The following is a 758-nucleotide window of genomic DNA, read 5'->3' as shown; positions in this document are numbered from 1 at the left end:
ACTCGCCGTGGCTTCACTGAAGAAGATGCAAAAGAGCTAGCAAACTGGATGTGTGACGTTCTAGATAACATCGGCAACGAAGAAGTTATCGAAGCGACAAAACAGAAAGTGCTAGAAATTTGTAAGCGTCTACCAGTTTACGCCTAACTGCTTTTCATAGAGTGAGTCGATTTCGGTGTCGAACATACTCATTTGCTCGCGCAAACTCCGTGTGTTCTTCTAGAACTCGACTCATCTATTTTGAACATTGATATACTAAAGGTCCTCATTTGAGGGCCTTTTTGTTTGTCTGGCGTTTGGAATGAGATATAGCGAGAGTGTGTGATAAGGGGATGGCTACCAACACTGTCCCTTTTCAATATATCCAAACCACGTCATTCCGATGAGCCTAGGCGAGATCAGGAATCTTGTTGAGGCGCACTCTTTTACTCAGAGTTTCTCTAAAAATCATCAGTACTCTGAAAACTGATTCTGAATCACGCTCGTTCCTCGCTGTTCAGAATGACAGTGGTAGAATGGCTTTTTATCATCATTTGTCAGATACAAAAAAGGTTGGCACTGAGCCAACCTTTTCTCTTCAAAACAAGCTTTTCAAAACAAGCGAGAGCTTATTTAATCTCGATACCTTGAGCTTGCATATCGGCATGGTAAGAAGAGCGAACAAATGGACCACACGCTGCATGCGTGAAGCCAAGTTCTAGTGCAACTTCTTTTAGCTCGTCAAACTCTGATGGTGGAACGTAACGTTCTACTGGCAA

General features: G+C 42.9%; 2 pseudogenes. One reads left to right on the top strand and one right to left on the bottom strand.

The annotated features are described in order from the left end of the window. A pseudogene (gene glyA, locus IQR33_RS18060) lies at nt 1–147 on the top strand (serine hydroxymethyltransferase); the annotation flags it as partial. Nucleotides 148–608: 461 nt separating this feature from the next. Here the strand turns inward: glyA and IQR33_RS18055 are convergent. Beyond that, nucleotides 609–758: pseudogene (locus IQR33_RS18055) on the bottom strand (lipoyl synthase); the annotation flags it as partial.

Origin of the sequence: Vibrio sp. OPT46, from assembly GCF_015163535.1 — a bacterium.
GTDB lineage: Bacteria > Pseudomonadota > Gammaproteobacteria > Enterobacterales > Vibrionaceae > Vibrio > Vibrio alginolyticus.
This window is presented reverse-complemented; position numbering and strand designations above follow the sequence as displayed.